21 protein-coding genes are annotated in these 25320 nt (G+C 66.7%); 9 read left to right on the top strand and 12 right to left on the bottom strand.

The features are described from left to right. Both HOP12_11360 and HOP12_11365 read left to right on the top strand, forming a co-directional pair. Window positions 1–464, top strand: a 464-nt coding sequence (locus tag HOP12_11360; protein ID NOT34753.1) for a hypothetical protein, incomplete at its 5' end; no start/stop codon positions are given. Window positions 465–571: 107 nt separating this feature from the next. Further along, the gene (locus tag HOP12_11365) at window positions 572–5431 is read left to right on the top strand and encodes a T9SS type A sorting domain-containing protein (GenBank protein ID NOT34754.1); all 4860 of its coding nucleotides are present in this window, start codon (window positions 572–574) and stop codon (window positions 5429–5431) included. On the opposite strand, the gene HOP12_11370 is transcribed toward HOP12_11365, so the two are convergent. The 4 genes from HOP12_11370 to HOP12_11385 are packed head-to-tail and all read right to left on the bottom strand — an operon-like array spanning window position 5428 to window position 7759. Beyond that, complete coding sequence (locus HOP12_11370; protein NOT34755.1) at window positions 5428–6462, bottom strand: nitronate monooxygenase; 1035 nt, start codon at window positions 6460–6462, stop codon at window positions 5428–5430. The two genes, HOP12_11365 and HOP12_11370, sit on opposite strands and share 4 nt — an antisense overlap. Then, a complete protein-coding gene (locus HOP12_11375; protein ID NOT34756.1) occupies window positions 6459–6929 on the bottom strand; it encodes a DUF4442 domain-containing protein in 471 nt (156 codons plus the stop codon). The genes HOP12_11370 and HOP12_11375 overlap by 4 nt, the downstream gene beginning before the upstream one ends. Before the next feature lie 23 nt (window positions 6930–6952). Beyond that, on the bottom strand, window positions 6953–7516 hold the full coding sequence (locus HOP12_11380) for an HDIG domain-containing protein (GenBank protein NOT34757.1): 564 nt from the start codon (window positions 7514–7516) through the stop codon (window positions 6953–6955). Between the two features lie 3 nt (window positions 7517–7519). Continuing rightward, entirely contained in the window at window positions 7520–7759 is a 240-nt protein-coding gene (locus tag HOP12_11385; protein ID NOT34758.1) for a ferredoxin family protein, read from the bottom strand. Between the two features lie 200 nt (window positions 7760–7959). Between HOP12_11385 and HOP12_11390 the strand changes: the two genes are divergently transcribed. The 4 genes from HOP12_11390 to HOP12_11405 are packed head-to-tail and all read left to right on the top strand — an operon-like array spanning window position 7960 to window position 12237. Further along, entirely contained in the window at window positions 7960–9135 is a 1176-nt protein-coding gene (locus HOP12_11390) for an efflux RND transporter periplasmic adaptor subunit (GenBank protein ID NOT34759.1), read from the top strand. Between the two features lie 34 nt (window positions 9136–9169). After that, complete coding sequence (locus tag HOP12_11395; GenBank protein NOT34760.1) at window positions 9170–9844, top strand: ABC transporter ATP-binding protein; 675 nt, start codon at window positions 9170–9172, stop codon at window positions 9842–9844. 25 nt (window positions 9845–9869) lie between these two features. Next, window positions 9870–11063: an ABC transporter permease gene (locus HOP12_11400; protein ID NOT34761.1), complete on the top strand. Its 1194-nt coding sequence runs from the start codon at window positions 9870–9872 to the stop codon at window positions 11061–11063. 4 nt (window positions 11064–11067) lie between these two features. Beyond that, the gene (locus HOP12_11405; protein NOT34762.1) at window positions 11068–12237 is read left to right on the top strand and encodes an ABC transporter permease; all 1170 of its coding nucleotides are present in this window, start codon (window positions 11068–11070) and stop codon (window positions 12235–12237) included. A gap of 74 nt (window positions 12238–12311) precedes the next feature. On the opposite strand, the gene HOP12_11410 is transcribed toward HOP12_11405, so the two are convergent. From HOP12_11410 to HOP12_11430, 5 genes are all read right to left on the bottom strand, one after another. Further along, on the bottom strand, window positions 12312–13103 hold the full coding sequence (locus HOP12_11410) for a hypothetical protein (protein ID NOT34763.1): 792 nt from the start codon (window positions 13101–13103) through the stop codon (window positions 12312–12314). After that, window positions 13093–13680, bottom strand: a complete 588-nt coding sequence (locus tag HOP12_11415) for a hypothetical protein (GenBank protein NOT34764.1) — start codon at window positions 13678–13680, stop codon at window positions 13093–13095. The genes HOP12_11410 and HOP12_11415 overlap by 11 nt, the downstream gene beginning before the upstream one ends. Continuing rightward, on the bottom strand, window positions 13655–14536 hold the full coding sequence (locus tag HOP12_11420) for a nucleotidyl transferase AbiEii/AbiGii toxin family protein (GenBank protein ID NOT34765.1): 882 nt from the start codon (window positions 14534–14536) through the stop codon (window positions 13655–13657). Before HOP12_11420 ends, HOP12_11415 begins: the two co-directional genes overlap by 26 nt. Then, complete coding sequence (locus HOP12_11425; GenBank protein NOT34766.1) at window positions 14533–15141, bottom strand: transcriptional regulator; 609 nt, start codon at window positions 15139–15141, stop codon at window positions 14533–14535. Before HOP12_11425 ends, HOP12_11420 begins: the two co-directional genes overlap by 4 nt. Window positions 15142–15267: 126 nt before the next feature. After that, window positions 15268–16929, bottom strand: coding sequence for a T9SS type A sorting domain-containing protein (locus tag HOP12_11430; GenBank protein ID NOT34767.1), 1662 nt, complete (start codon window positions 16927–16929; stop codon window positions 15268–15270). Window positions 16930–17211: 282 nt separating this feature from the next. On the opposite strand from HOP12_11430, the gene HOP12_11435 reads away from it, so the two are divergent. Continuing rightward, window positions 17212–18792 carry a T9SS type A sorting domain-containing protein gene (locus HOP12_11435; protein NOT34768.1) on the top strand — a complete coding sequence of 527 codons (1581 nt, stop codon included), beginning with the start codon at window positions 17212–17214 and terminating at the stop codon, window positions 18790–18792. Window positions 18793–18936: 144 nt separating this feature from the next. Here the strand turns inward: HOP12_11435 and HOP12_11440 are convergent, their stop codons facing one another. Then, entirely contained in the window at window positions 18937–19614 is a 678-nt protein-coding gene (locus tag HOP12_11440; GenBank protein ID NOT34769.1) for a PorT family protein, read from the bottom strand. A 330-nt stretch (window positions 19615–19944) separates the two neighbouring features. On the opposite strand from HOP12_11440, the gene HOP12_11445 reads away from it, so the two are divergent. Further along, window positions 19945–20673, top strand: a complete 729-nt coding sequence (locus HOP12_11445; protein ID NOT34770.1) for a hypothetical protein — start codon at window positions 19945–19947, stop codon at window positions 20671–20673. Between the two features lie 22 nt (window positions 20674–20695). On the opposite strand, the gene HOP12_11450 is transcribed toward HOP12_11445, so the two are convergent. Together HOP12_11450 and HOP12_11455 are read right to left on the bottom strand one after the other, a co-directional pair. Beyond that, a complete protein-coding gene (locus tag HOP12_11450) occupies window positions 20696–22426 on the bottom strand; it encodes a hypothetical protein (GenBank protein NOT34771.1) in 1731 nt (576 codons plus the stop codon). A gap of 148 nt (window positions 22427–22574) precedes the next feature. Beyond that, window positions 22575–24140 carry a T9SS type A sorting domain-containing protein gene (locus HOP12_11455; GenBank protein NOT34772.1) on the bottom strand — a complete coding sequence of 522 codons (1566 nt, stop codon included), beginning with the start codon at window positions 24138–24140 and terminating at the stop codon, window positions 22575–22577. A 174-nt stretch (window positions 24141–24314) separates the two neighbouring features. On the opposite strand from HOP12_11455, the gene trxB reads away from it, so the two are divergent. Continuing rightward, complete coding sequence (gene trxB / locus HOP12_11460) at window positions 24315–25307, top strand: thioredoxin-disulfide reductase (protein NOT34773.1); 993 nt, start codon at window positions 24315–24317, stop codon at window positions 25305–25307. Window positions 25308–25320: the final 13 nt, after the last annotated feature.

Genomic DNA, 25320 nt, shown 5'->3' on the forward strand with positions numbered 1-25320 from the left:
CCGAGCTACCCGAATACGACGCGCTCGATCGCATGCGCCACGAGATCCGCTCGTGCGGCCTGTGGTTCAGCGCCCACCCGCTCGACGGGATCGAGGGCGTTGGAGCCGACGCCGGCGACGCCGGCCGTCGCGCGCGCGGTCCGACCGTGACGCGCCACCCCGGGCGGCGCGTCACGGTGGTGGGGCTGCCGTGCGCGATGCGCCGGGTCGAGACCAAGCAGGGCGGGCTGATGCTGTTCCTGACCCTGGCCGACCGCTCGGGGCTGGTCGAATGCGTGCTTTTCCCCGACGCCTACCGCCGCTTCGCCGCCGCCGCGCGAGGCGAGGTGGTGCGCGCGACCGGTCGCGTCGACGAGGCGCTCGGCGCCTGCACGCTCACGGTCGAGGCGCTCGAAGCACTGGCGGTCGCAGGCCCCGCCAACGAACTGGCGGGCGAACGGAGCCGGAACGCCTCGGTGGCGTGAGGTCGGCGATCGAAAGTCGGGCCCTGCCTGTGATTCCCGCCCGGCCCGGGGATCCCAGCCCTTGAAGAACCTCCGAGCTGCGCCCCTCTCTCTTCAAGGAGTTCCCCATGCCGTCGTGCCGCCGTCTAGCCCTCCTGCTCCTGGCGCTGACCATCGGGCTCAACGTCATTCCGGCCGCAACCGCATCAGGCGCATGGTCCAACACCGGCAACCCGCTCGCCGACTCGAACGATCAGGAGGAACTGGTCAAGGGGCCGGGCTTCCCGGGCACCACCGTATGTCCGGACGGAGGCGGCGGGCTGATCTGCGTCTACGTGGTCGACGACCAGAGCCTGAGCATCAACCGGCTGGACGAGGCGACGGGGGCCAAGCGGTGGGGCGCGACCGGCGTCGACGTGACGGGCGTGGGCGAGATCCAGAACTCCTCGAGCCCGTTTGTCGTGAGCGACCTGCACGGCGGCGCGTGGGTCGGCTGGCTCGACATTCGCGCCGGCACGCCCGGCTTCTACGTGCAGCGCTTCGACTCGCTCGGCGTCGCGCAGTTCGCGGCGGGCGGGATTCGCGTCGGCACCAGCTCGACCGAGGGCTTCGGCTTCGACACGCGCGCCGACGGCGCACTGTACGTGGCATTCAGTCAGCTCGACGTGCGATTCCAGTTGATCCAGATGAACGGGACCCTGTCGCTCGGGGCCTCGGGCGTGCAGGTCTCGACGCAAGACCCGGGGAGCGTCTCACTGCGCCGCAGCGCCGCCAACCAGGCGGTGATCGCGTGGACTTCGTTCCAGCCGATCGCGGCCGTCTCCCGGCATGGGCTGTTCACGAACAAGGTGAACGAGGCAGGCGCGCGTCAGTGGGACGCGGGCGGAGTGACGGTGCGCCACAACGCGTCGGTCAACGTGACCGGTGCCAACCTCGCGGTCGACGCCGCGGGACTCGCGCACTTCGCGTGGGAAGAAAACGACGGCGTGATCGACCTGAATGGCGAGGCGCTCCCGATTCGCGCGCAGAAGCTCAATGCCGCGGGTGCGGCGCAGTGGGGCGCGAGCGGCGTGCTGGTGCACACCCCACCGAATACTCCGTGGGACCTCATCACGGTGCAGGCGTTCCCGCGTCTGATCGTGGACGGCAGCGGAAGCGCCGTCATCGGTTGGCTCGACGGGCGCGACTTCGATCGCGTGGCCGCGGACGGCTTCGAGCACGCGACGGACATCTACGCGCAACGACTCGACGTCAATGGCGCGCTGCTGTGGGGCGCGAACGGCGCGGCGATCGACTCGTTGACCGGCACGCAGCGCGACCTGTTCGTGGTGGGCGGACCGAACGACGGCGCGATCTTCGTGTATCGCACGCTGTACGTGGTATTCGATGGCGACATCCAGGCGCGGCGCTTCGACGGCAATGCGACGCAGGTATGGAATCGAACGGTCACGCCCGTCATCGGCACCGACGGCGTTCAGGAGATGCAGTCGGCCGCATCGGACGGCGTTGGTGGCGTTGTGATCGCGTGGCAGGACGAGCGCAACGATCCCCCATCGGGCGCCGACATTTTCGCGACGCACCGGCAGGCCTCGAATGGCAACATGGTCACGCCATCGATCACGCTCACGTTCCCCGATTCTGCGCAGAGCTTCACGGCACTCGAGCCGATCACGGTGACGTGGACCGGCCAGAACCTGGGCTCGAGCCTGATCCAGGTCGACGTGTTGATCGCCGGAGTGCCGCAGGCGGCCAGTCCCGTCCCCAACCCGACCACGAACGACGGCAGCTTCACGCTGTGGGTGCCGGACGTCGCGACCACCGAATTCAAGGTGCGCGTCTCGGCGGTCGGGACCAGCGCGACCGATCAGAGCCTGCAGAACTCGACCGTGTGTCGCTCCCTGGTTCCGACCTTCGCGAGCACCACGGTCTCCGCGGCATCCGACATCGCCTCCACCGATTTCGACGGCGACGGCATCCTCGATCTCGTGATCTCCGAGGGTGACACGGTCCAATTGCGACGCGGCGGCGGCGCCGCAGGGGTCGGTGACGGGTCGTTCACGGCCTCGGAGGTGCTGCTCGCACTGGGGGCCACCCCGGTCCAGCGAATTGCGCTCGCCGACCTCGACGAAGACGGGCGCCCGGACCTGATCGGCACCGGCACCACCGGCATTCGCGTCTGGATGGGGAACGGCAGTTCGATTCCACGCCTCGATGCCGCGGTCACGTTCGACGCCGGGGTGTCGTCGTTCGCGGTCGCGACTGCCGACCTGAACGCCGACGGCATGTTCGATCTGGTCGTGTCCCGCGAGACCTCGCCGTTCGGAGTTCGCGTGTTGATCGGGAACGGAACCGGCGGAGTCGGCAACGGCTCGTTCGGAGCCGCGACGGGATTTGGCGCCTCGATTGTCGGCCGCGACCTCGTGATCGCGGACTTCAATGAGGACCGCGCACTCGACGTCGCGATGTGCGGTCAGCAGAGCGCGCTGCTCTCGAACGGCGGCTTCGCGGTGATGCTCGGCACGCTGACGAACGGCCTGCCCTCCGGCACCATGGGGGCCGCCAGCGCGATCAACTTCGGGCTCGAACAATCGGCTCGCATGGTCTCGGGAGACTTCGAGGACGACGGCCGGCTCGATCTCGCGATTGCGTCTCAGTTGAGCCTGCGCGTGCTGAAGGGCGGCGGCACGGGCGCGACTGGAAACGGCACGTTCACGATGACGCAGTCCACCGTGAGCAATACGGTGGTCGACGTGGTTGCGACCGATCTCAACCGCGACGGCATCACCGATCTGATGGTGGGTGACGGGGTGTGGAGTGGCGGCCCGACCCCGATGTTCGGCCCCGCGCCGCTGACCAAGGGCCAGCCGATTGAGATGCAGAGCGGCGGCCTGCTCGTCACCGGTGACTTTCTCGAGGACGGGCGTCCGGACCTGGCGGGCGTACGCACCAACCTCTCACGCCTCAACGTCTGGACCGGGGTGTGCGATTGGACGCTCGATTCGCCGATTGCGATCGTCGCTCCCGACACGGGTCAGGCGGTCGTGCGCGGTTTCGCGAACTTCTACCGCATGTCGTGGAACAACCCCGCCGGCCTTCAGGCTGTCGACCTCGAGCTGTCGCGCGACGGCGGCGCCACCTGGGAGCTGATCGCGAACGACCTGATCGAGAGCGTCTACAACTGGCGCGTGGTGCAGCCGGATGCCCAGTCGGCGCTGCTGCGCATCACCGACGTGCATCACTCGACACGTTCGACCGTGTCGGGCGCGTTCAAGATCTGTCCGGCGTTCAGCGCTGCGCTCGACTTGACGACGTTCAAGGTCAATCAGGTGACGACCGCGGACTTCAACGAGGATGGATTCCAGGACCTCGCATACGCCTCAACCGACGATCTGCACGTGCGCCTGTCGAACGGCGCGGGCGGTTATCCGAGCGATCTCGTGATCCCGACCGCGCTCGCCGTACTGGGAATCACAACGGCTGACATCGACGACGACGGCATCGTCGACCTGGTCGGCACCAACGCGAACGGTCTCGTGAGCGCACGCGGGCTCGGGGCCGCCGGCATCGGTAACGGGACGTTTGCGGCGTCTTCGAACCTCTCGCTCGGTGGACGCACGACGAAGATCGCCAGCGCCGACTTCGATGAGGACGGCATCGCGGACCTGGTCTCGGTCCAGCCGGCGCTCAACCGCATCGCGGTACTGCTCGGTAACGGCGTGAACGGAGATGGTGACGGTACGTTCGTGCAGACCTTCTACACGGTCGGAACGCGACCGTCGGACGTCGCGATTGCCGACGTCAACCGAGACGGCATCCACGACCTGCTGGTGACGAATCAGAGCGACGGCACGCTTTCGACACTGCTCGGACAGGGCACCAACCGGCGCGGCAACGGTCTGTTCGGCGCGCCGATCGTGTCCGCGGCCGGCACCGCGCCGCTCGGCCTGGTGGTCGGCAGCTTCGACGTCTTCAACGACATCTCCGACGTGCTGGTGATCGACAGCACCGCAACCGGCGCGCTTCGCATGCTGCAGGGGCAGGGCAACCTCGCGGGCGGCAACGGCAGCTACACGCTCATGGCGACGGTTCCGCTCGCGAATCAGCCGGCCGACATCGCGCTGACGGATCTCAATGCCGATCGCCGATCGGACTTCGCGATCCTGTTCCAGACGGGCGGCGTCGACGCCTACGTACGCACCGACGATTTCTCGTTCAGCGCGGCGTCGTTCGCGCTCTACCAGCAGGCAAGCACGATCAGCGCGGGGTCCTCGCTCGCGGTCGCGGATCTCGATCGCAACGGCAGCCCGGACCTGGTCGCCTCGACTCTGAATGTCGGGCACTTGTACGTGTTCTCGGGTCCGTGTCCCAACTTGATCCAGTTCCCCGACGTGGTCTCGTATCCGAACGTCGGGATCTCGCTCGAGGTCGGATTCGACTCGTTCGTGCTGTGGTCGACGTTCTTCAGCGGCGCGCCGATCGACGTCGAACTCTCGCATGACGCGGGAGCCAACTGGGAGCCGATCGCGCGCCACGTGACCTACGCGTCCAACTTCTTCCAGACGTCGACTCAGTTCTCCCCGACCCCGCCGGCCACGACCCAGGCGCTGGTGCGGATCTGCGACAGCTACGTCACGTCGCGTTGCGACACTCTGAACGGGGTGTTCACGATCACGCAGACCACCACGGGCACCGAAGTGTCGGTGGTGCCGGCGCGACTCGAGCTCTCGAACGCGTGGCCGAACCCGTCGTCGGGCCCGGTCGCACTGAGACTCGCGCTGCCGAAGGCGGCCTCGATCGACGCAACGATCTACGACGTCGCCGGCCGACGCGTCGCATCGCTCGCCGACGGACGACGCGACGCGGGCTGGCACCTGCTGCAGTGGGACGGCCGTCGTGACGACGGCGGGATCGCCGGCAGCGGCGTCTACCTGGTGCGTGCGCGCGGCGAGGGCTTCGACTTCACGCGGCGTGTGATCCGAACGCGCTAACGATGGGATAGCGGAGTGGCGGCGCGATCGAGCGGTGACGGACCACCCTCGGCGCGCCGCGCCGCGTCCGCAAAGCGCCGCACGATCTGGCCCGCGGGCTCGATCGCATCGATGCCCGCAACGCTCTTGCCGGCCTGCCAGTAGTCGCGCGTTCCGGTCGCATCCAGTGAGGCGCGCTTCAATTGCCAGCCCGCGCGCATCAGGTAGAGCCCGCGCATGAAGTGCTTGGTGCGCGGATTGCGAAGCAGCCAGCGCGACAGCGGGCTGGCCTTGAGTCCGGTGCGTTTCACGTAGGGCGTGTCGAGCACTGCGACCGGCACACCGGTGATGCGCTCGCTCAACACCACATCGCTCTCGACGGCTTTCACGATCGCCTGCTTGTAGGCGTCGCTCGCGCGGCACTCGGGTGTGGCGATGAACCGCGTTCCCAGTTGTGCGCCGGCGTAGCCGAGCTCGAGTGATCGCACGAAGCCCGCCGGTTCACCGATCCCGCCGGCGCACACCACCGGCAGGTGGAAGGGCGCGAGCAGTTCGATCAGTCGCTCCGCCGCATGCGGACCTGCATGCCCGCCGGCACGTGCATTGACCGCGATCAGTCCGTCGACGCCGGCATCGACCGCCTTGGCTGCCCACTTGGGCTCTGTCACGTCGTGATAGACCACGCCGCCCGCCGCGTGCGCCGCCTGCACCACCCAGCGGGGATTGCCGAGCGAGGTGACGAAGAATCGGACTCCTTCCTCGATCGCCTCACCCACCCACCGCGCCATTCGCTCGTGATGACGCTGCGAGGTCTTCTCGATCAGCGCGTTCATGCCGATCGGCTTCGAGGTGAGCCCGCGGATCAATCGCAGCCCCGCGCGAAACTCGTGCCCGTGCACGTAAGTCATCGAGACCGGCTGAACGATTCCGATGCCGCCCGCTTCGCTCACGGCCGCAACCAGTTCGGGATTGCTGCACGGGTACATGGCACCGCAGATCAGCGGCACCTCGATGTGCGCGTGCCTCGTGAGCGCGGTATCGAGCCGGCTCATGCGCGGCCGAGCTTCCAACGCACCGACACGCGTGCCACCGGATCCCCGGCGGCGTCTCGAATCTCCGCGTGCACCAGATGCTCAAGCGTCTCCGCGATCACCGGCAGCTCGACTCGGCTCTCGGCGATCAGCGTGCCGCGTGCCTTCTTCAGGTACTCGGTGGTCAGCTGAGTCACGATCGCACGCACGCCCCCCGGCAGCCGGGTGGTCATGGCGAGCCCGCTCGTGAACTCGCCGAGGTTCGAGAGCGCCACCGCATGGATCGAGTTCAGGTGGTTGCGCACCGCGCGGCGATCACGAAGCTCGAGCCGCGCGAAGCCCGGCTCCAGCGCCAGCACGCGCGCGCCGATCGAACCGCTGTAGGGCACCATGCGGCCGAGCGCCAATGCGAACAGCGACACGCCGAACGGCAGCGGCCGCAGTCGGGCCCAGAGTCCGAGAATGCGCTGGCCTGGAGGTGCGGACATGAGGCGCTACTCCGCCTCGGGGTTCACAGCCCCAGCTCGGCGCGAACTCCGCGCATCGCCTCGAGCGTGAACACGATGTGCTCGTCGAGGTCGACTCCGAACTCCGCGGCGCCGTTCACGATGTCGTCGCGACTTACGTTCCGCGCGAAATCGGCGCGCTTCAGCTTCTTGCGGACACTTGCCGGCTCCACCTCCATGAGGCTCTTCCCCGGCGTCGTGAGCGCGCAAGCGACGAGGAATCCCGACAACTCATCGCACGCGAACAGTGCCTGCGCCATGGGCGTGTCGCGCGGCACGCCCGAATGCACCGCGTGGCCGAGCACTGCGCGGCACACGTCATCGGGCCAGCCCTGTTCGCGCAGGAACTCGACGCCCTTCATGGGATGGCGCTCGAGGTCGGGGTGGCGCTCCCAGTCGAAGTCGTGCACCAGGCCGGTGATGCCCCAGCGCTCTTCGTCGCCACCGAGCTTGCGCGCGTAGGCGCGCATCGCCGCTTCGACCGCGTAGCAGTGCTTGCGCAGATTCGGGTTCTGAATCCACTCGTGCACCAGCGCGAGCGCCTGATCACGCGTGGGGAGCGCGCTCACGGGCTACTTGTTCTCGAAGTGGACTCGGTTCTTGTCGATGAAGCCGTGCCACTTCTCGGGCACGCCGTTGTCCGGGAAAATCGCCTGGACCGGACACGCCGCTTCGCACGCCTGACAGTCGATGCACTCGTCGGGGTGGATGTAGAACTGATCCTCGCCCTCGTAGATGCAATTGACAGGGCAAACCTCGACACACGACTTGTCTTTCACACCGATGCAGGGCTCGGCGATCACGAACGGCATGGGTTCCTCCGCCCTCGGGGACGTGGTTGCCGCAAACTTTGGAGTTCAGACGGATGGCACGCGTGTGGCGCGCCGCGCCCGCGCAGTCTAGAGGGCCCCTCCGGGGCTGGCAAGGTTCCGCGGGTGTTATCGGCTTGACCGGACCGCGGCACTCGCTCATTTTCGTGCGTCTCGTTTCCCACCCTTCGCATCGGCAGGCCATGTCCTCGCAGGATCTCTCCAGTCTCCGCATCGATCGCAGCGCTCCCTCCCGCTCGGGCGGCCGCGGCAAGGGCTTCGTGCTGGCCGGCGCAGTCGCGGCGGTCGTCGCCGCAGCCATCGCCGCGTTCGGGAATCGCACGCCGGTCGTCGAAGTGACACTCGTCGAGTCGAGCGGAGGCTCGGCTGCGGTCGGCGGCAACATCACGGCGAACGGCTACGTGGTCGCCCGCACCAAGGCCTCGGTGTCCGCCAAGATCCCGGGGCGGCTCGCCTACCTGGGCGTGACCGAGGGCTCGCGGGTCAAGAAGGGGCAGATCATCGCGCGCATCGAAAACGCCGACTACGTCGCGTCGCGCGAGGCCGCGCGCGCCTCGATCGGGCAGACGCAGGCGCAGCTCGATCAGGCCGAGCGCGATCTGACGCGCGCCAGAGCGCTGCGCGAGCGCCAGCTGATTTCGGACGTCGAACTCGAGGACGCGAGCACGCGCGCCGCCGTGTTGCGCGCGCAGATCGCGGCCGACCGTGCGCGAGTCGGTGTGACCGATGCGGCGCTCGAGAACACGAACGTGCGCGCCCCCTTCGACGGCACCATCTTGCGCAAGGACGCCGAGGTCGGCGAAATCGTCGCGCCTTCGTCGGCGGGCGGCGGGCTCACCCGCACCGCGATCGTCACGATGGCCGACCTGGGCACGCTCGAAGTCGAAGTCGATGTGAACGAGGCGTACATCGCCCAGGTCAAGAACGCGCAGCCCTCGGCGATCACGCTCGACGCGTACCCCGACACTTCCTTCAAGGGTCAGGTGCGCCAGGTGGTGCCGACCGCGGATCGCCAGAAGGCGACCGTGCTCGTGAAAGTCTCGATCACGGATCGCGATCCGCGTATCCTGCCCGAGATGGGCGCCAAGGTAGAGTTCCTGCGCGCCAGCGCCGACTCGACGGTCGCGGCCGCACCGCGTCGCGTCACGGTCGCGGTCGCGGCGGTGCGACGGGCGGACGACGGCGACTACGTCTGGATCGTCGAGGATGGAAAGCTCCAGAAGCAGAGCGTGGAGACCGGGACCGACCGCGGTGAGAACGTCGACGTACGCTCGGGTCTCACCGGCGGCGAGATGGTGGTGCTCGCCCCTACCGACAAGTTGCGCGAAGGCATGAAGGTTCAGGTGAAGAACCCGTAAGCCGTGAGGCCCACCGACAACGGAGAGGCACGCGATGGCGCTGGTTGAAGTCCACAATGTGAGAAAAGTGTATCGACGCGATACCCAGGAGGTGCTGGTCCTCGACGGGCTCACGCTCGATATCGAGGCCGGTGCCTTCGTGGCACTCATGGGGCCCTCCGGCAGTGGTAAGACGACGCTGCTCAATCTGATCGGCGGCATCGACAAGCCGACGTCCGGCAGCGTGATCGTCGGCGGGGACAACATTGCGAACTTGGGCGACGGCAAGCTGACCAAGTGGCGGGCGCGCCATATCGGCTACATCTTCCAGCTCTACAACCTGATTCCGGTGCTGAGTGCGCTGCAGAACGTCGAACTGCCGCTGATGCTCGTGAAGGGCATGAAGGGTGGCGAGCGCAAGGACCGCGCCCGCAAGGCGCTCGAGCTGGTGGGCCTCGGTGACCGCACCAGCCACTTCCCTCGCCAGCTCTCGGGCGGCCAGGAACAGCGTGTCGCGATTGCGCGCGCGGTGGTGAGCGACCCGACCGTGCTGCTCGCCGACGAGCCGACCGGCGATCTCGACCGCAAGGCGGCCGCGGAGATCCTCACGCTGCTCGAGCGGCTCAACAAGGAATTCAAAAAGACCATCGTCATGGTGACCCACGACCCTCACGCCGCTGAACGCGCGACTCGCATCTACAACCTCGAAAAGGGCGTGTTGTCCAACTAGTGGGCGCCGCGGAGCCGGAGTCGAAATGAACTTTCTGACACTCGTCCTCGTCAATTTGGGCCGCAACAAGATTCGCACCGTGCTCACATTCCTGAGCGTGACGGTGGCGCTGTTCCTGTTCTGCGCGCTCGGCGGCGTGCTCGACACGCTCGAGGATGCGATCAAGGTCGGCAGCGAGACGCGTCTCATCACCCGCAATGCGATCTCGCTGGTGTTCCCGATGCCGCAGTCCTATCGCGAGCGCATTCGAGCAGTGCCGGGCGTGAAACAGATTGCCATTCAGAACTGGTTCGGCGGGCAGGACCCCAAGAACCCAAACAACTTCTTCGCCCAGTTCGCCGTGGACCCCGAGTTCTTCAAGGTCTATCGGAATGACGTCGAGATCATCGAGGCCACGCCACCGCAGGTGGCGGTCGGAATCCCCGACGGCGTCGACCCCAAGCTCGCCGGCTACCTGGAAGAACAGACCGCGTGCGTCATGGGCCGCAAGCTCATGGAGAAGAATGGCTGGAAGCTCGGGCAGACCATCACGCTGAGCGGCACGATCTACCCCGGCACGTGGCCGTACACGATCCGCGCGGTCTATGCCGCCAAGAAGAAGGCATTCGGCGAAGAGACCATGCTGTTCCAGTTCAAGTACCTCGAGCAGAAGGGCATGGGCGGCCAGGGACAGGTCGGCGTCTACGTGCTCGAACTCGACGAACCGTCGCGGGCCGCTTCGATCGCCAAACAGGTCGACGCGATGTTCGAGAACTCCTCGGCTTCGACGCGAACCGAGAGCGAGCAGGCGTTCCAGGCCGGCTTCGTGAGCATGTACGGCAACGTGCCGTTCGTGCTGCGCATCATCGGCTTCGCCGTGGTGTTCGCGATCCTGCTGGTGGCGGCGAACACCATGGTCATGGCGGTGCGCGAACGCACCAGCGAGATCGGCGTGCTGAAGACGCTCGGATTCGAGGACGCGGACATCTTCCGTACCGTGCTCGCCGAGGCCGCGGTCGTGACGCTGGGCGGCGGCATCGCGGGTGCGATGCTCGCGAAGCTTGCGATCGAGGGTTCCGGATTCAACTTCGGCGGCTTCCTGCCGCCGATGAGCGTGCACTGGAGCACCGTATTCACGGGTGTCGCGATTGCGCTGGTGCTTGGCGCGGTCAGCGGCTTGATTCCGGCCTGGCAGGCCTCACGCCTGCGCATCGTAGACGCGCTTCGGCGCGTGGACTGATCCCATGGCGATCCCAATCGAGTACAACCTTCGGAACATCCTGCAGCGACCCGTGGCCACGCTCACCACCGCACTCGGCATCGCGCTCACGGTCGCGATTCTCATCGGCGCGCTCGCGCTGGCGAGCGGCTTTCAGGCCACGCTCACGAGCGCGGGCTCCCCGAACAACGCGATCGTGCTGCGAAAAGGCGCCGACAGCGAGATCTCGAGCGGTGTGAGTCGCGAGGCGGCTGCCATCTTGCGCGCGCACCCCGAGGTCGCGACGCGCGCCGACGGGCGCCCCATGGCAAGTGCGGAGGCCGTGGTGATCCTCAACCGCGAGCGGCTCGGGCAGAAGGGCTCTTCCAACCTGAGCGTTCGCGGCGTGGACTTTTCTGCGCTCGACGTCCGTGGCGGTGCGAAGGTCGTCGATGGCCGCATGCCGACGCCGGGCTCCTACGAGGTCATGGTCGGGCGCCGCATCGCCTCACGATTCGCGAACTGTCGGGTCGGCGACAAGATCCGTTTCGGCCAGCGCGACTTTACGGTGGTCGGGCAGTTCACGGCGGGCGGCTCGGCGTTCGAGTCAGAGATCTGGGGTGACGCAGAAGTGATGATCCCGGCCCTCGACCGTGGCAACCAGTTCCAGTCCCTGGTGATGCGCCTCAAGGACCCGAGTCACTTCGGGGCGTTCAAGCGCGAGGTGGAGAAAGACCCGCGATTGCAGGTGCAGGTCAAGCGCGAGAGCGAGTTCTACGCCGAGCAGTCCGGCATGCTCACGAACCTGCTGCGCTTCATGGGGGTGTTCATCGTGCTGATCATGGGGGTCGGCGCGGTGTTCGGCGCCATGAACACCATGTTCGCCTCGGTGTCGGCACGCACGCGCGAGATCGCCACGCTCATGGTGCTGGGGTTCGGATCATGGTCGATCATGGTCTCGTTCATGATCGAGTCCGTCGTGATCTCGCTGATCGGTGGCGCCATCGGGTGCCTGCTCGCGCTTCCGATCAACGGCATCACGACCAGCACCACGAACTTCCAATCGTTCAGCGAAGTCGCGTTCGCATTTCGCGTGACGCCGCCGGCGCTGGTGGTGGGATTGATTTTCGCGGGACTGATGGGCCTGGTCGGCGGATTCCTGCCGGCACTGCGCGCGGCGCGGCAGCCGTTGTCGGCGGCGTTGAGGAAGGCGTAGCGCGGGCGGGATTCGGCTGAGGGCGGTGCGCGACGAGTTCGAATCCCGTTCGGGACGCCATCCTCGGCCCGCGGCTAATCTCCCTCGTTGCGCTTCGGAATCCGCCAACTGAGCTCGACACCCTCGGGCGCACCGCCAGACCCTGGCTCGAAATCGTGAAACGTCCAGCGGAAGCTACGGCCGACTCGTCGGGCTTCCGGGCTGATTGCCACGACTCGCTCGAGAGGGATCTCGTCCAGCGTGGCCACGATCTCAGCCGTGCCGATCGTGCCCTGCCAACTCGCACCGGTCCAGAGGATGTACCGGAACGCACGATAGCCGGCCGTCGAGTCCGGCTCTTCGGCACCCAGCCCCATCGGATGCCAGGATGGCCGCACCTCATAGTGATTCCGGATACGACGCACCGCCCCGGACGGAAAGATCACGCGCTTGGTCCACCAGGAGCCAACCGATGCGGCGAGGCCACCCGCGTCGGGCGTTCGCTGACACTTCACCTCTACGCCATCCACCCAGCTCCGGAACGACTCGATTTCGTACTCCTCGCCTCCACCCCGGTAGGGCCCCATGGCCCCGTCAGGAAAACCAACGAGAACGGTGTCGGCCGGCCCTTCGTTTTTCATCACGAACTCGCAGTCGACCTTGACGAGGTCGGGACCGACTCGGGCTTTCACAGTCTCCGACACCATGCGGACGCTCGATTGCGTCTTCATCAAGCGCACTGCCCCACCCACGGTCTCGACGCTGCCATCGTCCGCAGCAGCTGCAATCGGGTCAAACTCGATTAGGCCGAGCATCACAGACAGGATCCGCGCAGCGAGCTTGCTTGAACTGCTGATCGTCGGGGACGTTCGCAAGCTACCGCTCATGGAACTCGTGCTTCTTCGGCCCGTTCCGGAATCGCGCCGTCGCGAAGATACCGCCGTATTCCCGAGATGCGGCATCCACCTCGACCCGCAGCGCGACGAATTTGATCGCAGGCGACCGCGCTGCGTTGAGCAAAATGCACTGCACCGTCGCCTCCAAGATCGTCGAGTAGCTGTGGTCGTCGAGATCACGTGCTGGCCTGGTCGCTCGGAGAACGACACGCAATGTGTCGCCGAACAGCGGCGGTTCCCTGCTCGAGTTGAAGGTCACCTCGGTACGCAGTCCGACCTCGAACGCGGCGTTGCGTTGCTGCGGCCCGTAGTCGGTCATCACGCGGTTCGAGTCGCAAGTCGCGAGGACCGCGTGGACGCCGGCCTCCCCCGAGTTGAAGGTCAATACAGTGACGCGACTGAACGAGATTTCATTGTCGGTCCAGATTGGCTGGAACGCTTCGAAGGACCATTCCTCGGAGCCCTGTGCCCGAGACGCCCCCAGGCCCGCAAGGACCAGGGCCACCAAGATCGTCGACATGACTTTCATCTCGGACCTCCGGTTACGTCGAATTGCCCGCTCTCGCATGCGCAACACGCAGGGGTGCGAGCAGCAGGTCTCGGATCTCGCCAACGACTTCGACCAGCGCCGGCGCCTCTAGTCGGTTCCTCGCGAGGAAAGCCTTCCACTGAGCTTTAGCAGATGGCTCGCTCGCGAAAGAGTCCCTAAGGCCCGGCGGTACCACCTTCGGCACCTCGGTTGCGCGGCGCTCGAACGTCGCGGCGATCGCGTCGGCGAGAATGGCCGCGTCGATCACGCCCTCGCGAGCAAGGGCGTGGAGGTCGAAGTAGTCCTTCATCCTGCTGTTCCTCGTCCCAAACCGGACAATAGCGTGCACCTTCTCCGCGATCACGCTCTCGCGCGGATACGCGCGCAGGCGCGGGCTCGGCAGGTCGAGCAGACCCGGGTAGTCGAGCCATTCAGGCGCAGGAGTCACGGCATCCCCGACTCCGACGTCCACCTGGACAGTCAGTCGGGCCGCGCCAACGCGAGCCCGAAGGGTCGCGCGCCAGCCACCGTATTCGTCTTCGGCCCGGATCGGCTCGACGCGAACCGAGCGTTTCTCGAACACCACCGCGTCGGGCTCCACCTCCTGGCCAGCAACTTCATGGAGGATTCGGCCCAGCGACTCCTCCGAAAGTTCGCCGAAGCCCAGCAGGTCCGCGTCGCTTGTGGGACGCAGCCCTTCTCCCAACCACACCAGCATCAGCAGCGCGCCCTTCAACACGAATCGCTCGGTGTGGGGTGAACGAGAGAGCCGATAGAGGAACCTCTCGACCGCGTAGCGCGTGAGCACGAGATTCGGATCAACGCCGATCTCGCGTGCGTGCCTGCCGAGCCTGACTTGCACCGATCTCGCCAGTCCCTCGCGCGGACTGCTCATCCGGCCAGCGCCTCCAGATAGGGCTTCATGACGCGCCGGACGCGACAGATCCCGGCGTAGTGATCGAGTTCGTCCATCGTGAACCGCCGCGATCGCCACGCCTCGCGGAGCGCCTCGAGCGCAACGTCGAGACCGATCTTGTTCCGGTACTTGAAGCAATCCGCCACGGTCTTGGCGACACCGTAGATTCGAACGGGCTGGCCCTCCACGCGATGCGCGCGAACTCCCTGGGTGAGCGCTGCGCCGGTGAACCGAACGACCTTCAGCGGTGGGTAGCCCCGCGCCGGTTGGCGATCGCGACGGTCGATCGCGATCCAGACCTGGGACGGGAGCTGAGTGCCGATGCCATGGAACCGGAGCGCAGAGATCAGACAGATCACGCCCCGGGGCACCACCGCGCTGGCGAGAGCAAGCCCGTGGTGCTCCGTGAGTGGGCTCGCGGGAATCCGATAGAGGCCGCGGCCCACTCGCTCGAGCTTCCCGGCCTCTACGAGACGACTGAGCGCTTGCCGGTGGATGCCATGCTCTGCGAGTTCGCTCGTGCGCACCCCTTGCCGGCGGCGCGCGAGCTTCAGCGTGCGATCGAGATCGGTGGTTGAAGGCATGTGGCGAAGTGTAGGCGTTTGTGTATTTCTGTCAACACTTCGCCACACCAACCGGCCCGCCGCTTGCCCCCGAACTGTCCCCGAACCATCGTGGGCTGTGCGACCAGGCGCCCGGCGGTTCCGTGTTCAGCGTAGAACCACCATCCGATAGCTCTTGCTTCCGGTCGGATGCGTGACGCGCGCGAAGTAGACACCCGGGCCGCACTCTTCGCCACGGGCGCGCCGATCCCAGGTCGCCAGATGCGTTCCCGGGCCCCGCATCTCATTCACGAGGGTGGCGACGCAAGCGCCCCGAAGGTCGTAGATAGCGACGCTGACGGGTCCTGACGATGGCACAGCGAACCGGATCACCGCATTGGACTCGATCGGGTTCGGAGAGGCCGAGAGGGTCAGGCCGGCTGACGCGGGCCGATCGAATACACCGGTCACCGACCCGCCGAGCTTCACGACGAATCCGTCGAGATTCCCGGCGCTGGTGAAGTTGCCGCCCCCGAAATCCACCGAGCCCTCGAAGTTCCCGCCCACGATCACATTTCCGCTCGCGTCGGTCGCAATGCCTTGCCCGACCTGATACCCGCCGGCGCCGAAGCGTTCGCTCCACTCGTGGGCACCGGCCGATGTGTACTTCGCAACAAAGGCGTCGCTGCCACCTCCGCTCGTGAGCGCTCCGCCTCCAAAGTCCACGGTCCCGTCCATCGATCCGGTGACGAAGACGGCTCCGGCTGCGTCGGTGTCCACAGACCACCCGTGCTGATCGGTGCCGTCGCCGCATCGGCGGCTCCACAGGTGAGCGCCCGACGGATCGAACTTCGCGAGGTAGAGATCCACACCTGCCCCCGAGCTGGTGAGCGTTCCGCCACCAAAGTCGACGTTGCCGTAGAAGCTGCCGGTCAGGAACACATTCTCGCCAGCGTCGGTGGCCACGCCATGGGCAAACTGATCGACGTTGATGCCGCTGCCGAAGCGCTGGCTCCACTGGTGGGCGCCAGTCGGATCGAGCTTGGCGAGGAAGATGTCCCCGACCCCTGTGCTGGTGAGGTTGCCGCCTCCGAAGTCGATCGACCCGTTGTACCAGCCCCCGATGATCAAGTTGTCGCTTGCATCGGTCGTGACGCACGTTCCGAGCTGATCGTTCGAGTCGCCGAAGCGCTTGCTCCACAGGTGATCGGCTTCCTGGTCGAACTTGGCCACGAACACGTCGTTGAAGCCCGAGCTGGTGAAGTTGTCGCCTCCCAGGTCGATCTCCCCGTAGAAGTTGCCCACCAGGATCACGTTGTCGTCCGCATCAGTCGTCACGGAGTAGCCCGCCTGCGCGGTCGAGTTTCCGTAGCGCTTGCTGAACTCGTGGATGCCGTCGGGGTCGAGCTTCGCCAGGAACACGTCGTAGCTCCCCGCGCTGGTTCGAGTGCCGCCGCCAAAGCTCATGCTTCCCATGAAGAGGCCCGTGAGGATGATGTACCCGTCGGAGTCCGTCGTGATGGATGTGGCGACCTGTTCGCTCGCGTCACCGAAGCGCTTGCTCCACAGGTGAGCGCCGGTCGCGTCGTACTTCGCCACGAAGACGTCGGCGTCGCCAGCGCTCGTGAGGTTTCCGCCCCCAAAGTCGACCGTCCCGGTGAACCAACCGGTAATGATCACATTGCCGCCCGCGTCGGTTGCCACCGAGTTTACGGACTGATAGTCCGCATCTCCGAACCCACGACTCCACTGGTGGGTGACGGCTCCGGCGTCCATGGGGACGGCGGTCAACAGGCATCCGATTCCGAAGATCCATCGAAGCGCTTTCACCGATGCCTCCCGACAGGTTCAGGGATGAGAACGACGAGCCGAATACGGCCGGCATACCTCCGTTCTGTTGGACGACGCACCCGCCCGGTTGTCAGTTGCCGAGTCGGACTGCCCTCAAACAGTCCCCGAACTTCCCTCCGCCTTCGCAGGCGATGGCCTGCTTCCGTGGTCTGAACTCGCGCCGTTCGCCACGCCAACGATGCCGTTCGTCCCCGACGACAGGGCTGGCGGGGGCTTCGCTGTTACGATTTGCGAAGCCGTACGAACGCGACTCGAGTCTCGATGTCCGCTGTTCACCTGCGCTCACAATTCGGCTTCCTGCAATCCATGCTCACTTCTCGCGATATCACCAGGATCTCGTTCGGTCTCCTTCTGTGCACCGCCGCGATCGGACTGACGGCGGTCGCATCCTCGTCCTCTGCCGCACTGCTGCGCCCGCCCGCGCGTTACTCGTCGGGCGTGGCATTCGACAGCGATCGTAGCGTGCTGGTCATGTTCGGAGGCTGGGCCGGCTCGCCGCTCGGCGACACGTGGGAGTGGGACGGGAGCACGTGGCGACTGGCCGCGACGACCGGGCCCGCGGCACGCAACGCGCCAGCACTCGCATACGACTCGGTGAGGCGTAAAACGGTGCTCTTTGGTGGCGACTCCCCCGGCGTCACGCGTGGCGACACGTGGGAGTGGGATGGCGCCGCTTGGACTCAACTGGCGGTCTCGGGTCCCGCGCCACGCACGCTCCACCGGCTTGCGTTCGTGCCGTCTCGAGGTCGGGTCGTGCTCTTCGGCGGAATGAGCGGCCCGACACGCTTCGGCGATGTCTGGGAGTGGACCGGCACCGCGTGGCTACAGATCACGACCGAGGGTCCCGCGCGATTCTTATTCGGGATGGCGGTCGAGGATTCGGCACGGCTCGTCGTGTTCGGCGGAAACACCCGGCCCGCGTCCCCACCCGGAAACGAGTCGGGCGGAACCTGGAAGTGGACCGACGGCGTGTGGGATAGCGTGCCCGACTCCGGGCCTGGCCGCCGCGATCACGTGGCGATCGCTCACGATGCGTTGCGCCAGCGCACGGTGCTCTACGGAGGCCTTGCGGACTCGGTCCTCGCCGACCTTTGGGAATTCGACGGCGGGCATTGGACGAATGTGTCGTTCCAGGGTGGCCCCGGGCCGCGCGCCTTTCCACAACTGGTCTACGACAACGTGAACCATGTCGTGCTCCTGTTCGGCGGCTTCAGCGACTCCGGGGCCAAGAACGATCTGTGGGCCTGGAACGGCACCACCTGGCGTCGCGTCGACGACGAGAGTTCGGAGACCCTGCTGCGCCGATTCGACATCGAGCCCTTCGTGGGCGGCCTGCGCATCCGTTGGGAACTGACCGGCGAGGTCGCGGCCGTCGGGCTCGAACGAGCGCCAGGTGACGCGGGTCCCTGGGCGGAAGTCGCGCGATTCGAGACCGTCGCGGGCGCGCGCGGTGAGTGGGTCGACTCGGGCGCCCACGTCGACCAGCCATCGAGCTACCGCCTCGTCGTTCGCTACGGCGACGGATCGAGCTCGGTCGCCGGCACACTCCGCTGGCCGGGAACCGTGAGGGACGCATTCGCCCTCGACCAGCCGATTCCCAATCCTGCCGCAATCGGGATCTCGATCGAGTTCGGATTGGCGCGTGCGGAACGGGCGCGGCTCACGCTGATCGATCTTCAGGGTCGCGTCGTGGCGACGCTGGCCGACGGTGACTACTCCGCGGGCCGCCACCGGATCAGCTGGAGCGCGAGTTCGGCCGGGCCGCCTTCCGCCGGCGTCTACTTCGTGCGCCTCGAGTCCGCATCAGGCGCGCGCGCCCGTCGACTCACGATCACACGGTGAGCGTCGGCGGGTGTTCAATGCACCCCACGTCCGTGCTTCGACGCTAACCGGCGGGGACTGGTAGAGACTTCGCTTCGAATCCCGTTGGGGGCGCGGAATGCCGCTATCGCCGCTCGCCTGCAGTTGCACGCGCTGGCGTCGCTCTCACCATTGCATACCCACCAGCAACTCGACGCCCCGTGTCTTCCAGTCACTGAACCAACGATCCTCCTTTGCGACGCCGGTCAGCCCGTGCGAATAGCGCAGGCTCAAGACTCCCACGTGATTCTCCACGGGAAACTCGAGCCCAGCGCCGGCGTTCAACGAAAGATTCGAGCTGTCCAAGTCGTCCTTGATGTTGTTGTCTTCGCTGCGCTCCTCAGGCATCGACTCTTCGACGATGAGCCTCCCCGAGAGCAGGAGCGCGATCTCGGGACCCAGCGAGAAGCAGAGCCGCCGCGATGCAAAGGGTCGATACGCTAGGCGCACCGGAATCGAGAGGTAATCTTGAACAATGCGGAACTTACCAACGGCGCGCGGCCCTATCGGTCCGGTGTCATACTCGACACGGTTTCCCTGTCGGATGTAGCGCAATCCAGTCTCGAGGCCAAGCCGCGCCCGGAGCGTGACATCCAGTGACACGCCTCCCGTTAGGGAGTTGCTCCAATCACGATCCCAGTATGAGAGGAGAAAGTGGTCATCATCGTCGTAGCTGAGCGACGACAGATTCACTCCGATCTCGACGCCCGCACGCACTTCCGCTCTCCCTAGCGAAGGGAGTGCAGTAAGCAGAATCATGAGACAGGTGAACCTGTAAGAGCTGCGAATCGGGATGATCTGCATTGGCTGCGCTCCATTGTCTACGCTGGGCCAGTACCCAGCGCGTAAGCTTCCCCTTCAAACAAACAACTCTCAGCCAGCGCTGGCCGCTGCGCGATGCGGGGTCCCTTCCGAGCGGCATGTCGAAACAGCCACATCGACGCCGCGAACAGTCGCGGCTCCGAGTTCCGGTCGCGTTTGAAAGAGTGTCAGGACCGGACTGGCGTGTCCAAGAATCCCCACCCCGACGCCGCGCCCGCCAGCGCCCGCAGTTCGCACTCCGCTCAGTTCACACCACCTTCCTGCCGATATCCCTGGGGATCTGCGCCGTCCCTTGAGATCACGGAGGAGCCCATGGTGCGAGCCCGACTGTCCTTGATCGTGTGCCTGCTGTTGACTGGTTTGCAGGCCACGAACGCCCACGCATTCCTCGATCCGTACATTCGGGTTGGAATCGGCGGCAACCAGCTGAAGATGGATGACGTGAACGACGCGATCGCCAACGACGTCGACTTCGCGACCTCGGGCGGGGTGCCGGTCTCCGCTCACAACGTGGGTCCGGGCTATGGACCGACCGTCAGCGCGGGACTCTGGCTGGTGCCTTTCCTGCGTGTGGGCGCCACCTACGGCGAACAGCGCGCGCGAGTCACCCACGAATATCGCAATTCTGGCTTTCTGTATCAGGAGAACTACGAGTTCCGCATGAAGGAGACCGGGTTCGAGGCTGCGCTGCGCATTCCGTCGCTCGCCGGACTCTCGTTCGGCGGCACCGCGGTGGAGAGCCGTGGCGACGCAGACGAGCATTTCGCGCTCGAGAACGTTCACGGCAAGTACTACGAGGACTTCGCCTCGCAGCGCACCTCTCGCACCTACTCGGCGTTCATGGGCCTCGAGCAGACCGCGGCCAATGGCGTCGCCGGATTCCTGCAGGTCGGCTACCACTGGCGCGAGTTCGGCCCCATGCCGGGAACACTCACGACCGACGACAACGGGACGATCACCGTGGTGCCTGGGGAGACCGTGCCGGTCGACTACAGCGGCTGGTCGGTGCGCCTCGGAGCCGGGTTCGATCTCAAGTGGTAGCGCGCGCGCTCCGCGCTTCGCACTAGTCGAGCCGCACGACGCGCGCGATCGCGACGTGCCCGGCGGTGGCGACGCGAACCAGATAGACGCCCGACGCCACGCGTGCGCCCAGGTCATCGCGGCCGTCCCATCTCCAGCTGAGCGCGCCGGCCGCCACCGTGCGCGAGCCGCGACGCCGGCCGAGCACGTCCAGCACTTCGATGTGCGCGGCAGCTGCGAGCGGTCGATCGAACCTCAGCTCCTGCGGGCCACGTGAGGGATTCGGTGCCACGCGCAGCCACGCGCGACTCACGGGCTCGATCCACGGCACCGCGACCGGCGATGATCCCAGCGAACCGTCGGGCCCGAGGTGTTGCGCATACAGGTTCGGGTTGCCGGACACGCGGGCATCTCGAAAGCTCACCAGCACTCCGCCCGCACCATCCGCCACCGCGGCGCTCTCAGTCTGATCGAGCGGGCCGCGGCATACCGTTGCCGCGTAGTCGCCCCACTGCCGGGCGCCAGCACCGTCGATCTTCTGAGCGAACACGTCGCCGCCGGAACTCGAGGTCGTGTTCCAGCTCACGATCGTATCGTCGGCCTCGCCCGGCACTACCGAGAAGCCCTCGATCGCCGGAGTTCCGGAGCTGACCGGCAGCCCGTTGCTGGCCCAATCAAAGCTGCCGTCACCCGCGATGCGCTGGGCGTAGAGGCTGGTCGCTGGAAGGTGCCGGTAGTCGCGCCACACGGCGATCGCGGCGCCATCACCGAGTGTTCGCAGCTGCACTCCGCTCTCGATCGATCCGACGTTGCACACGGCGACGCCGTCGGCAGCCCACATCGCCGAACCCGCAGCCGAGATGCGCTGAGCGTAGATGTCGCCACCGCTGGCGCGGCCGTCGTCCCACGCCAGCGTCGCACCGCCGAGGCCATCGGCCACCAGTTCCACTCCGCCCTGCGAGCCGGTCGCGGCGCACACGGTGACGCCGCTTGCCGCCCACAGCAGCGCGCCCGTCGTCGTCGCGCGCTGCGCTGCGATGTCCACCGGAGTGCTGCCCCCGTAACCCAGTGCGACGATCGCGCCGCCGAATCCGTCGGCGGTGATCGCCAGTGGCGCCGAGGGATTGCTTCTCAGCAGCGGTCCTTCGGCGGGCGGAAACGAACCCAGTCGCTTGACGCCGAGCGAGTCGAGTCTCTGAAGCTGCGTGCCCGGGCTCCCCGAGGCGAACGCCAGGAAGATGCCGCCGGTCGTGTCGCGACAGATCTTGGGGCCGAACTGCGAGTTGAGTCCGCTGACCGGCCGCGTCCCGTTCGCCGCCCAGCGGCGCACGCCGTTGGCAGCGATGTGCTGGACGTAGTACCCCTGCGAGCCACCGCTGGTGCGCAGGTCCATCCACGCCATGAAGGCACCACCCTGTCCGTCGGCGATGATCGTCGACCGCAGCTGAAGGCCCGGCGCGTCGCACACGACGAGCCCGCCGGAGCCCCATAACGTGTCTCCGCTCGCGTTCACCCGGGTGCAGTAGATGTCGGGGTCGAAGCCGGGCTTGCGGAAGTCGGTCCACATCACGATGAACCCACCGGCACCGTCGCTGACCATCAGAGGGTCGAGCAGGTCTCCGCTCGCGAGGCAAACCGGCGTGCCGATGGTCGAGTCAGCGGACCAGTCAGCGGCGGCGGGTAGCGGGGCGAGCATCACGGCAAGCAGCGCGGCGAGTGTGAGGGTGAGCTGCCAACGCGCAGGTCCAGCAGGGCGACGGGCGAGGGGTGGCATCGGGGCACGCTCCAGACATCGGCCTGATCGCGACCGGGGCCGTCCCGAGTGCGCTGCAGGTCATCTACCTCTGGAACGCACCAATCGGCCGCCGGTCACACGGCGTCCAGGTGAGCGCCGGCCACTACTGTATGGGGCGCGTCCTGCCCTACTTCACTCGCATCACTCGCGTGCTGACCCGCTCGTCGCCCATCTCGAGCCGCGCAAAGTAGAGCCCGGCCGGAACCGCGGAGCCGTTCGCGTCGCGACCGTTCCAGGTCACGCGCTCGGATCCCGCGCTGCGCGCACCCTCGAACAGCACCGCGACGCGTCGTCCGGCGAGGTCGTGCACCCACAGGCGCGCGTTGCCGGCCTGCGGCAGCGAGAAAGTCAGCGTCACGTCACCGCGGGTCGGATTTGGCGCCGCGGCCAGCGAGAGGCGAGCCGCGACTGGAGTCGGCGACACCGCAACCGCAGCGGTCGCGACGATGCGATGCAGCGAGCCCGACGTGCTGCCGCCACCCGAGCCGAACTGGCCGAGCCACCACAGGTGCCCGTCAGGCCCCCACTGGAAGTCGACCGGGTTCGTGAGACCGAGCGCCCAGAACTGCGGATCGGGCTGACCCGCGGCCGGGGTACGTGCCCAGTTGCTGCCGGTCTTGTGCAGCATGCGCATGAAGCCGTTGTAGTAGTCCGCGTAAAACACGTTTCCATTCCACGCCGCCGGCCATGCCGGCGAATGCAGCGCGCTGCGATACATGCCGGCCGCGATGATCACGACGCCGTCACCGTGATCGTACGAGTCGATCGGCGGGACGTAGTCACCGGTGCCCGAGCCGCCGGGCTCCGGACAGCCGATATTGCCGAGCACCACCGGCCCTTCGCGATGCGGCCATCCGGCGTTGTCGCCGCTCTTGATCTCGCTGATCTCTTCCCAGGTTCCTTCGCCGACATCGGAGACGTACAGGTTCCCCGACTCACGATCGATCTGAAACCGGAACGGATTGCGGAATCCGTACGAATGCACCAGCCGCGCATTCGTATCGGGCAGCGCGACGAACGGATTGTCGATCGGCGTGATGAGTGCGCGCGACGGCGGACCGCCGGCGCCGGTCGGCAACTGACCGACGTCGAGTCGCAGTACGACCCCGAGCAACCGCGTCGAGTCCTGTGCCATGCAGGCACTCGCGTCGTCGCCGAGGCTCAGGTAGAGCATGTTGTCGGTGCCGAAGCGCAGTGCGCCGCCATTGTGATTCGAGGCGACGTCCCGCAGGGAACCGATCACGGTGTATTGACTGCCGAGCGACAGATTGGTGCTCGTCGGGTCGGTGAGCGTGCCGGTCGCGGTGAAGCGCACCACGCGAAGCACGCTTCCGGTCTGCGAGTGGTGCACGTAGACGTACGGTCGCGCCGGCCAGCCGGGATCGACCGCGATCGACAGCAGACCGCGTTCGTTCGCCGCGCTGCTGTTACTTGCGACCGTGCCGATCGCGCCCGGAACCAGCAGGTTGTTCGCGATCAGGCGGATCCCGCCGGTGCGCTGCTCCGAGACCAGCACGCGCCCATCGGGAAGGAAGGCGAAGCTGGTGGGCTCGGCGAGGCCGGTGGAGACGACCGCCTGATCGTTGAATCCGGTCGGCAGCAGGACCACGGCATTCGAACGGCTGGTGATGGCGACCAGAAGTGCGGCTATGAGAACGGCGAGTCGAGAGACCCGGCCGAGATTGGATCGCATGGCGACCTCCACAGGGGGTTGAGGTGGGTCCGGGCATTATGTACGGGCGCTGCAAAGGCGCCTAGTCAGGAAGTTTCGAAATCGCTCCCGCCGCATCCATAGGCCTGCGCACTCGCGGAACGCGAATGCACCGCGCTAGAATGGGCGCCCGAACCCATCGCTCCCGGAGGCCCCGTGTCCAAGCTTCACGACGTTCTGATTCTCGGTGCTGGCGCAGCGGGTTACACGGCCGCGATCTACGCCGGCCGAGCCAATCGCCACCCGGTCGTGCTGTCGGGCAATCAGCCCGGCGGTCAGCTCACGATCACCAGCGACGTCGAGAACTATCCGGGCTTCGCGGGCCCGATCGAAGGCCCGCACCTCATGGAACAAATGAAAGCGCAGGCCGAACGATCCGGCGCCGAGATCGTGGAGTTCGTGCAGGCGGAGCGCGTGGACTTCACGCGCCGGCCGTTCTCGGTGTGGACCGACGATGGCCGCGAGTGGCAGGCGCGCGTCGTCATCGTCGCGACCGGTGCCTCGGCGCGGTGGCTCGGGCTTCCGAGCGAGCAGAAGTTGATGGGCAGCGGCGTCTCGGCGTGCGCGACCTGTGACGGCCCGTTCTTCAAGGGCAAGACGGTCGTGGTGGTCGGCGGTGGCGACACCGCACTCGAAGAGGCGACCTATCTGTCGCGCCTCGCGTCCGAGGTCGCGGTCGTGCATCGCCGCGACTCGCTGCGCGGCTCGATGGCGATGCAGGATCGCGCGCGCAACACACCCAACTTGCGCTTCGTGTGGGACAGCGAGATCGCCGAAGTTCTGGCCGAGGGCAAGCCGGTCGTCACCGGCGTGAAACTCCGCAACCTGAAGACCGGCGCGATCACCCAGCAGGCGACCGACGCGGTGTTCATCGCGATCGGCCACGACCCGAATACCAAGTTCCTGAACGGCGCGCTGCCGACCGATGAGCGCGGCTACCTCCAGGTGACGCCCGGGAGCACTCGAACGACGGTGCACGGGGTGTTCGCGGCCGGCGACGTAGCGGATCCGATCTTTCGCCAGGCGGTCACCGCGGCCGGATTGGGCTGCATGGCCGCGATCGAAGCCGAGCACTTGCTCGCGCACGAAGACAGCGAGGCAGCGAAGAGCGGCGTGGCGGCGAAGAGCGGCGTGGCCGCGACACAGTAGATTTCGATTTCGC

This window comes from Candidatus Eisenbacteria bacterium (genome assembly GCA_013140805.1).
Taxonomy (GTDB): Bacteria; Eisenbacteria; RBG-16-71-46; order RBG-16-71-46; family RBG-16-71-46; genus JABFRW01.

Bases quoted from the DNA above. Each gene is read 5' to 3' on its own strand.
- HOP12_11450 (NOT34771.1), bottom strand. From the start codon at position 22,426: ATGCCACCCCTCGCCCGTCGCCCTGCTGGACCTGCGCGTTGGCAGCTC.
- HOP12_11445 (NOT34770.1), top strand. From the start codon at position 19,945: ATGGTGCGAGCCCGACTGTCCTTGATCGTGTGCCTGCTGTTGACTGGT.
- HOP12_11455 (NOT34772.1), bottom strand. From the start codon at position 24,140: ATGCGATCCAATCTCGGCCGGGTCTCTCGACTCGCCGTTCTCATAGCC.
- HOP12_11395 (NOT34760.1), top strand. From the start codon at position 9,170: ATGGCGCTGGTTGAAGTCCACAATGTGAGAAAAGTGTATCGACGCGAT.
- HOP12_11405 (NOT34762.1), top strand. From the start codon at position 11,068: ATGGCGATCCCAATCGAGTACAACCTTCGGAACATCCTGCAGCGACCC.
- HOP12_11375 (NOT34756.1), bottom strand. From the start codon at position 6,929: ATGTCCGCACCTCCAGGCCAGCGCATTCTCGGACTCTGGGCCCGACTG.
- HOP12_11415 (NOT34764.1), bottom strand. From the start codon at position 13,680: ATGCGAGAGCGGGCAATTCGACGTAACCGGAGGTCCGAGATGAAAGTC.
- HOP12_11365 (NOT34754.1), top strand. From the start codon at position 572: ATGCCGTCGTGCCGCCGTCTAGCCCTCCTGCTCCTGGCGCTGACCATC.
- HOP12_11370 (NOT34755.1), bottom strand. From the start codon at position 6,462: ATGAGCCGGCTCGATACCGCGCTCACGAGGCACGCGCACATCGAGGTG.
- HOP12_11420 (NOT34765.1), bottom strand. From the start codon at position 14,536: ATGAGCAGTCCGCGCGAGGGACTGGCGAGATCGGTGCAAGTCAGGCTC.
- HOP12_11385 (NOT34758.1), bottom strand. From the start codon at position 7,759: ATGCCGTTCGTGATCGCCGAGCCCTGCATCGGTGTGAAAGACAAGTCG.
- HOP12_11410 (NOT34763.1), bottom strand. From the start codon at position 13,103: ATGAGCGGTAGCTTGCGAACGTCCCCGACGATCAGCAGTTCAAGCAAG.
- HOP12_11425 (NOT34766.1), bottom strand. From the start codon at position 15,141: ATGCCTTCAACCACCGATCTCGATCGCACGCTGAAGCTCGCGCGCCGC.
- HOP12_11400 (NOT34761.1), top strand. From the start codon at position 9,870: ATGAACTTTCTGACACTCGTCCTCGTCAATTTGGGCCGCAACAAGATT.
- HOP12_11435 (NOT34768.1), top strand. From the start codon at position 17,212: ATGTCCGCTGTTCACCTGCGCTCACAATTCGGCTTCCTGCAATCCATG.
- HOP12_11440 (NOT34769.1), bottom strand. From the start codon at position 19,614: ATGCAGATCATCCCGATTCGCAGCTCTTACAGGTTCACCTGTCTCATG.
- HOP12_11390 (NOT34759.1), top strand. From the start codon at position 7,960: ATGTCCTCGCAGGATCTCTCCAGTCTCCGCATCGATCGCAGCGCTCCC.